At 51.0% G+C, this 208-nt stretch carries 1 rRNA gene; it reads left to right on the forward strand.

The features are described 5' to 3' along the window. Nucleotides 1-208: ribosomal RNA gene (locus WS42_RS15150) — 16S ribosomal RNA — on the forward strand; the annotation flags it as partial.

Raw genomic sequence — 208 nt, forward strand, 5'->3', positions numbered from 1 at the left:
GGGAGCAAACAGGATTAGATACCCTGGTAGTCCACGCCGTAAACGATGGATACTAGGTGTAGGAGGTATCGACCCCTTCTGTGCCGCAGTTAACACAATAAGTATCCCACCTGGGGAGTACGGTCGCAAGATTGAAACTCAAAGGAATTGACGGGGGCCCGCACAAGCAGTGGAGTATGTGGTTTAATTCGAAGCAACGCGAAGAACC

Origin of the sequence: Odoribacter sp. N54.MGS-14, assembly GCF_000980295.1 — a bacterium.
Lineage (GTDB): Bacteria > Bacteroidota > Bacteroidia > Bacteroidales > Marinifilaceae > Odoribacter > Odoribacter splanchnicus.